6 protein-coding genes are annotated in these 6,800 nt (G+C 62.5%); 4 read left to right on the plus strand and 2 right to left on the minus strand.

Going from position 1 to position 6,800, the window contains the following annotated elements; genetic code table 11:
* Positions 1 to 66: 66 nt before the first annotated feature.
* The 4 genes from VH564_RS21035 to VH564_RS21050 all read left to right on the plus strand — a co-directional run bounded on the left by VH564_RS21035 (position 67) and on the right by VH564_RS21050 (position 4,018).
* On the plus strand, positions 67 to 882 hold the full coding sequence (locus tag VH564_RS21035) for a sugar phosphate isomerase/epimerase family protein (RefSeq protein ID WP_423341807.1): 816 nt from the start codon (positions 67 to 69) through the stop codon (positions 880 to 882).
* Between the two features lie 136 nt (positions 883 to 1,018).
* Positions 1,019 to 1,837 carry a sugar phosphate isomerase/epimerase family protein gene (locus VH564_RS21040; protein ID WP_423341822.1) on the plus strand — a complete coding sequence of 273 codons (819 nt, stop codon included), beginning with the start codon at positions 1,019 to 1,021 and terminating at the stop codon, positions 1,835 to 1,837.
* Between the two features lie 175 nt (positions 1,838 to 2,012).
* A complete protein-coding gene (gene leuB, locus VH564_RS21045) occupies positions 2,013 to 3,125 on the plus strand; it encodes a 3-isopropylmalate dehydrogenase (RefSeq protein ID WP_423341808.1) in 1,113 nt (370 codons plus the stop codon).
* Positions 3,126 to 3,277: 152 nt separating this feature from the next.
* Entirely contained in the window at positions 3,278 to 4,018 is a 741-nt protein-coding gene (locus VH564_RS21050; protein ID WP_423341809.1) for a phosphatase PAP2 family protein, read from the plus strand.
* 39 nt (positions 4,019 to 4,057) lie between these two features.
* Here VH564_RS21050 and VH564_RS21055 read toward each other — a convergent pair whose 3' ends face one another.
* Complete coding sequence (locus VH564_RS21055; protein WP_423341810.1) at positions 4,058 to 5,944, minus strand: MFS transporter; 1,887 nt, start codon at positions 5,942 to 5,944, stop codon at positions 4,058 to 4,060.
* A 147-nt stretch (positions 5,945 to 6,091) separates the two neighbouring features.
* Positions 6,092 to 6,532 carry a hypothetical protein gene (locus tag VH564_RS21060; protein WP_423341811.1) on the minus strand — a complete coding sequence of 147 codons (441 nt, stop codon included), beginning with the start codon at positions 6,530 to 6,532 and terminating at the stop codon, positions 6,092 to 6,094.
* Positions 6,533 to 6,800 lie beyond the last annotated feature (268 nt).

Below are 6,800 nucleotides of genomic sequence, written 5' to 3' on the forward strand. Positions count from 1 at the left end.
GGGGGTCCAAGAGGGGGACGCGGCACATAGGTTCCGCCGCGCAAACGCGTAAGACCGGAGTATGCCATGACCCTCCCCATCCTCGGCGCCGCCATGACGCTGGACGAACTCGAAATCCACCGAAACTGGCTCATCGACAAGCAGCGCGATCTCGAACTTCAGAGTTTCGTTGATGCCGAAGTGCTGAGCGGCGACTGGTCGCCGCTGGTTGACCGCACCAAGAAGCTGCTCGACGGCCACACCGGTCGAGTCGGCATTCACGGGCCCTTCTGGGGATTTTCGATTGCCTCCCAAGACCCCGGCATACGCGCTGTCGTTGCCCAGCGGCTGAGCCAGGCGCTTGATGTGTCGGAGGCGATCGGCGCCACCCACATGGTCATCCATAGTCCCTACACGACCTGGTCCTACAACAATCTGGACAACAATCCGGGCGAGCGCGAACGCATCATCGACTATACGCATCGGACGATCGGTGAAGCCGTCAAGCGGGCCGAGGATATCGGCCTCACTATGGTGGTGGAGAATATCGAGGATATCGATCCGCATATCCGCAACACGCTGGTTGATAGCTTCGCTTCGCCGGCGGTGACCGTATCGATCGACACCGGCCATGCCCATTATGCCCATGGCTCGACCGGCGGACCGCCAGTCGATTATTTCGTCCATGCCGCCGGCAACCGCCTGCAGCATGTGCATCTGCAGGACGCCGATGGCTATGCCGACCGCCACTGGTCGCTGGGCGAAGGGACGATCCGCTGGCATTCCGTTTTTGCCGCGCTTGCCAGGCTCACCAGCAACCCGCGCCTGATCATCGAGATCAAGGACAAGTCGAAGATCCCGGCCTCCGCGGCCTATCTCGCTTCGCTTGGCCTTGCCGAATAGGTCCTGCATCGCCTGCTGATCGCCGCCTGCCCGGATTTCGGACGGGCGGCATACTGAACAAATTTTCGATATGGCCGGCGGAAGGTCCCACAGGGGATCTCAACGAACCGTTGGGTCCATCGCCCCACAGGAGAAAATCATGACCCTTCCCGTTCTCGGCGCCGCCATGATGCTGGACGACCTTGAAATCCACCGCGACTGGCTGCTCGAAAAGCAGCGTGATCTCGAACTGCAGAATTTCGTCGACGCGCGGGTGCTCGGCGGCGACTGGATGCCGCTTGTCGAGCGGGCAAAGCGGCTGCTCGACGGCCACACCGGCCGGGTCGGCATCCATGGGCCGTTCTTCGGCTTCAGCATCGCCTCCCAGGACGAAGAGGTCCGCGCCGTCGTCGCCAAGCGCATGGCGCAGGCGCTGGACGTGGCTGAAGCCCTCGGGGCGACCCACATGGTCATCCACAGCCCGTACACGTCCTGGCACCACAACAATTTTCCGCATTTTGCCGGCGAGCGCGAGAAGATGACGGAGTATACGCATCAGACGCTGGTCGCCGCCGTCAAGCGTGCGGAAAATATCGGCCTGACGATGGTCATCGAGAATTGCGACGATGTCGATCCGCACACCCGGGTCGCCCTTGCCGAAAGCTTCAACTCGCCGGCCGTCGCCGTCTCCATCGACACCGGCCACGCAGAATGCGTCCACGGCAACTTCCGTGCGCCGCCGGTTGACTACTTCATTCACGCAGCCGGCAACCAGTTGAAGCATGTCCACCTGCAGGACGTCGATGGCTATGCGGATCGGCACTGGGCGCTTGGCGAGGGCGTCATCCGCTGGCATTCCGTGTTTGCGGCACTCGGCAAGCTCAGCAGCAATCCACGCCTGATCATCGAGCTGCGCGACAAGGCAGGGATAATCCCCTCGGCCGCCCATCTCCAATCGCTCGGCCTCGCGCAGTAAGGAGCGCAACTGCGGCCCGCCGGCAGCGTCATGGCGGGCTGTCGATATCGGAAAAACGTGGCACGGGTGCCGCAGCGGTGTCATCGAGCGTACCGTTTCGGCCCCTAGCTCGCTTGAAATGCCCGGTTTCGAGGTCTAAAAACCCGCAACCCAATTTCACAGCGGAGGCCTTTTCATGACAGTGCGCAATCTCTTCCTTCTGCCGGGCGACGGCATTGGTCCGGAAGCCATGGCCGAGGTCCGCAAGATCATCGCCTATCTCAACGAAGCCCGCCAGGCCGGCTTCGTCACCGAAGAAGGTCTCGTCGGCGGCTGCGCCTACGATGCCCATGGCGCGGCGATCTCCGAAGCCGATATGGAAAAGGCGATGGCAGCCGATGCGGTGCTGTTCGGCGCTGTCGGTGGTCCGAAGTGGGATGCCGTTCCCTACGAGGTTCGCCCCGAGGCCGGCCTGCTTCGCCTGCGCAAGGATCTGCAGCTGTTCGCCAATCTTCGTCCGGCGATATGCTACCCCGCCCTCTCCTCCGCTTCCTCGCTGAAGCCGGAGCTGGTCGAAGGGCTCGACATCCTGATCATCCGCGAACTCACAGGCGGCGTTTATTTCGGCGAGCCGAAGACGATCACCGATCTCGGCAACGGCCAGAAGCGCGCCATCGATACGCAGGTCTACGACACCTACGAGATCGAGCGCATTGCCGGCGTTGCCTTTGAAATGGCCCGCACCCGCAACAATCGCGTCTGCTCGATGGAAAAGCGCAACGTCATGAAGTCGGGCGTGCTGTGGAACCAGGTGGTGACGGCCACGCACAAGGAAAAATATGCGGACGTGCAGCTCGAGCACATGCTGGCCGATGCCGGCGGTATGCAGCTGGTCCGAGCGCCGAAACAGTTCGACGTCATCGTCACCGACAATCTGTTCGGTGACATGCTGTCCGACGTCGCCGCCATGCTGACCGGTTCGCTCGGCATGCTGCCGTCGGCCTCGCTCGGTGCGCCCGATGGCAAGACCGGCAAGCGCAAGGCGCTGTATGAGCCGGTGCACGGTTCGGCGCCCGATATCGCCGGCAAGGGCATCGCCAACCCGATCGCGATGATCGCCTCCTTCGCCATGTGCCTGCGCTACTCCTTCGAGATGATCGCGGAAGCCGATGCGCTGGAAAAGGCCATCGCCAACGTGCTCGATCGCGGCATTCGCACCGGCGACATCGTCTCCGAAGGCATGGCCCCGGTCGGCACCGTCGAGATGGGCGACGCGATCCTCTCGGAGTTCAAATCGCTGACTGCGTGATTTCACGTGAAACATTTCGCCGCGTCCCGGCTCCCTGGGCGCGGCTGATGTCTTGATCCAACCAACGGCATGCCTATGTTTTCGGCATGCAACATGACACCGACACTGCGCCTGCCCTTTCACAAAAGACCAGTCGCGGTTTTTGGCGGCTGATGGCCGCCCGATATAATGCCAGACAGGCACAGCATCGCCCTCTTCCCTGGCTCGGCTATACGCTGAGCGTCCTCAATATTGTCGTCATTGCCTTCCTTGTGCTGGACGAGCCGCTCGGTAAGACGGCCAAGGCGCTGCCGTCCTGGCTCGTCGCCTTTGCCAACGATGTCACCAATGCCGGCCAGATCCTGCGGATGCTGGGCGCTATCCTCGCCATCTTCATCGTCGGCTCGCTGCTGGCGCGGCGTTTGGCGGATCTGCGGCGACGCTATCGATCCGCCTATCTTTTCCGGATGTCCGCCTATCTGCTGGCCTCGTTGCTGTCGGCCAGTGCTGTCGTGCATGTGCTGAAGACGGCGATCGGCCGAGCGCGGCCGCTGGTCTATGACCAATATGGCGTCCTCGCCTTCGAGCCCTTCAACGGAGATTTCCTGTTCCAGAGCTTTCCCTCGGCCCACTCGACCCAGATCGGCGCCTTCTGCGTGGCGCTGGCCCTGCTGTTTCCGCGTTTCCGACTGGTGCTGGTCGGGGCGGCGTTGTGGATCGGGGCGACGCGCATCATTCTGGGTGTGCATTATCCGAGCGATGTCGCGGCCGGCCTGGCGCTCGGCGCCTGGTGTTCCTTCGCGATGGCGGTGATGTTCTCGCGCTTCGGGCTGCTGTTCGCGCTGTCGCCGAACGGACCGCCGGTCCCGAGGGTGCGCCGGCTGATACGCCAGCGGCCGCTCGCGGATGGGTGACCGGCCGGCACCCGAAGGCGCCGGCCGCATGGCGCCGTCTCAATCCATGCTGTGGATGTCGCGGTCCTTGGTTTCCGGCAGAAAGATCATGCCGATGACAAGCGTGATGCCGGCAAAGGCGATGGGATACCAGAGGCCGTAATATATATCGCCCTTGGCCGCACTCATCGCGAAGGCCATGGCTGGGAGCAGGCCGCCGAACCAGCCGTTGCCGATATGATAGGGCAGAGACATGCCGGTATAGCGGATGCGGGTCGGGAAGAGCTCGACCAGCAAGGCGGCGATCGGGCCATAGACCATCGTCACATAAATCACCAGCACCGTCAGGATGGCGATGGTGGCGATCCAGTTTACCGCGGCCGGATCGGCAAGCATGGAGAAGGTTCCGGCCTTGGCGATGGTATAGACCGGCATTTCCGTGATGCCGGCGGTCTCGTCTTTGGTCAGCAGCTTGTCGGCCACCAGCTTGTCGGCCGGCACCATCGTCTTGTCGCCAGCCCGCACCGTCGCGGCATCCACGCCGACTTCGGGATTGGCGGCGATAAAGGCATCGAGCTTGCTGTCCGGCACCTTGGCGGCGCCGCGCGCAAGCGGATAGCCGCTGTCGCGCAGCGCGATGTTGATTCCCTTCTCGAAGGCTGCCGTCAGGCCCTTGGCCTTGTCTCCGGCTGCCACGACGTCGAAGCTCTGCACCGTCTCGTTGCCGATCTTGACGGTGGCCGGGGCGCCCGCCGGCGCGTCGACCAGGTCATAGGGCACCGAGTTCTTGGTGAGGAACGCCGTCGCCACGTCGCAGGAGCTGGTGAACTTGGCGGTGCCTGTCGGGTTGAACTGGAAGCGGCAATCGCCGGGCGCGGCGGTGACGGTCGCCCGCACCGTTGCCTGGGCCTGCGCCAGCGCCGGATTGGCCGACCAGGTCATCGCCTTGAACAGCGGGAAATAGGTCACCATCGCCAAAAGCAATCCAGCCATGATGATCGGCTTGCGGCCGATACGGTCGGACAGCCAGCCGAACAGCAGGAAGAAGCCCGTGCCGATGAAGAGCGCCACGGCGACCATGATATTGGCCGCCTGAAATTCCACCTTGAGCACGTTCTGCAGGAAGAACAGCGCGTAGAACTGCCCGCAATACCAGACGACGGCTTGGCCCATGGTGGCGCCGAACAGGGCGATAAGGGCAATCTTTGCATTTTTCCAGGTGCCGAAGGCCTCTGTCAGCGGCGCTTTCGAGCCTTTTCCCTCAGCCTTCATCTTCTGGAAGGCTGGCGATTCGTTCATTTTCAGGCGGATCCAGACGGATACCCCGAGCAGCGCGAAGGAGACCAGGAACGGCACCCGCCAGCCCCAGGCGGCAAAGGCTTCCTTGCCGAGAAAGGCCTGGACGGAAAGGATGACGACGAGCGACAGGAACAGGCCGAGCGTTGCCGTCGTCTGGATCCAGGCTGTGTAGAAGCCGCGCCGTCCGGGCGGGGCGTGTTCCGCAACATAGGTGGCAGCACCCCCATATTCTCCGCCGAGCGCCAGGCCCTGCAGCAGGCGCAAGCCGATGAGGATGATGGGGGCCATGATGCCGATCGATGCGGAACCGGGCAACAGGCCGACCAGGAAGGTCGAAAGGCCCATGATCAGAATGGTGATGAGAAAGGTGTATTTGCGGCCGACGAGGTCGCCGAGCCGGCCGAAGACCAGAGCGCCGAAGGGGCGGACCAGAAAGCCGGCGGCAAAGGCCAACAGTGCGAAGATGTTGCGCGTCGTTTCCGGATATTGGGCGAAGAAAGTGGAGCCGATATAGACGACAAGCGAGCCGTAGAGATAAAAGTCGTACCACTCGAACACGGTGCCAAGCGACGAGGCGAAGATGACTTTCTTCTCCTCGGGGGTCATGGCGGCGACTTTCGGCCGGCCCGTCATTGCAACATTAGCCATAGATACTGTCCTCCCACAGATTTCCCGATCGGCGCGCCTCCCACTTGGGATGTCCTCCAACACGGCGCGCCACAGGTGAGTGTGCCAGAAAAATCGGTCTGGTAAAACAGTTCTTCGCAGCTTATGGTTGGTCCTGTCTCGCAGACGCTACAGATCATCGGCCACATCCGGATCGATGAGATCGGAGTCGATAGGCTGCCGCAGCGCGGCGCGGAGATTGGCGGATTGCTTGGCCCAGCTAAGATGCGGACGATCCTTGTACATCTCTTCGCATTCATCGAGCGCCTCCTTGACCATTTCGAAGTCCTCGGCATCGGCTTCGGCAAGGCACGCCGGCAGATCCGTGCAGATCGGCCCCGGCAATCCCAATCGCTGCAATGCCCGTTGCTTGTCCAACAGCCGTGCGCAGGCACGCATCGGCCCGCTGCAGACGCGATCCCGCCAGCATTTGCGGATGCGGCAGGGTTCGAAACTGGTGGGAGAGCGTGGACTGCAGAGAAGGGTCGCGGCCGTGCGTGCCATCATCTCGTGGCGTGCTGCGCGGTACTTCCGGTAGGTGGCGTAATGGTCTGGTGCTGGCACGTTCATGGAAGCCTCCTATGGCCAAGCCGCTCCGTTCACGCGGCGGGTTTCGTCCGTGTCATGGGGCATTTCAGTATCCTTTTCGCCTTATGGGCAGGCTTTCGCCGCCTTGGGCAGGCCGGATCGGCCGGGGCACATCGGGTGCCTGATAGGTTTTAGTTTAGGTGACACACGATGTGCCCCGTTCGGCTTTTTTATCCGCAACTTCGGATCCTCTGTTTCCGACCCAGGTCCCCTTGCGGGAAAAAGCTGCCGGAGTTACGCCACACAGGCA

Source organism: Rhizobium sp. HT1-10, assembly GCF_049472505.1.
GTDB lineage: Bacteria > Pseudomonadota > Alphaproteobacteria > Rhizobiales > Rhizobiaceae > Rhizobium.

What these genes read in the sequence shown, in the direction of transcription:
- VH564_RS21055 (WP_423341810.1), bottom strand. Translation starts at nt 5,944, where the DNA reads ATGGCTAATGTTGCAATGACGGGCCGGCCGAAAGTCGCCGCCATGACC.
- VH564_RS21060 (WP_423341811.1), bottom strand. Translation starts at nt 6,532, where the DNA reads ATGAACGTGCCAGCACCAGACCATTACGCCACCTACCGGAAGTACCGC.
- leuB (WP_423341808.1), top strand. Translation starts at nt 2,013, where the DNA reads ATGACAGTGCGCAATCTCTTCCTTCTGCCGGGCGACGGCATTGGTCCG.
- VH564_RS21050 (WP_423341809.1), top strand. Translation starts at nt 3,278, where the DNA reads ATGGCCGCCCGATATAATGCCAGACAGGCACAGCATCGCCCTCTTCCC.
- VH564_RS21035 (WP_423341807.1), top strand. Translation starts at nt 67, where the DNA reads ATGACCCTCCCCATCCTCGGCGCCGCCATGACGCTGGACGAACTCGAA.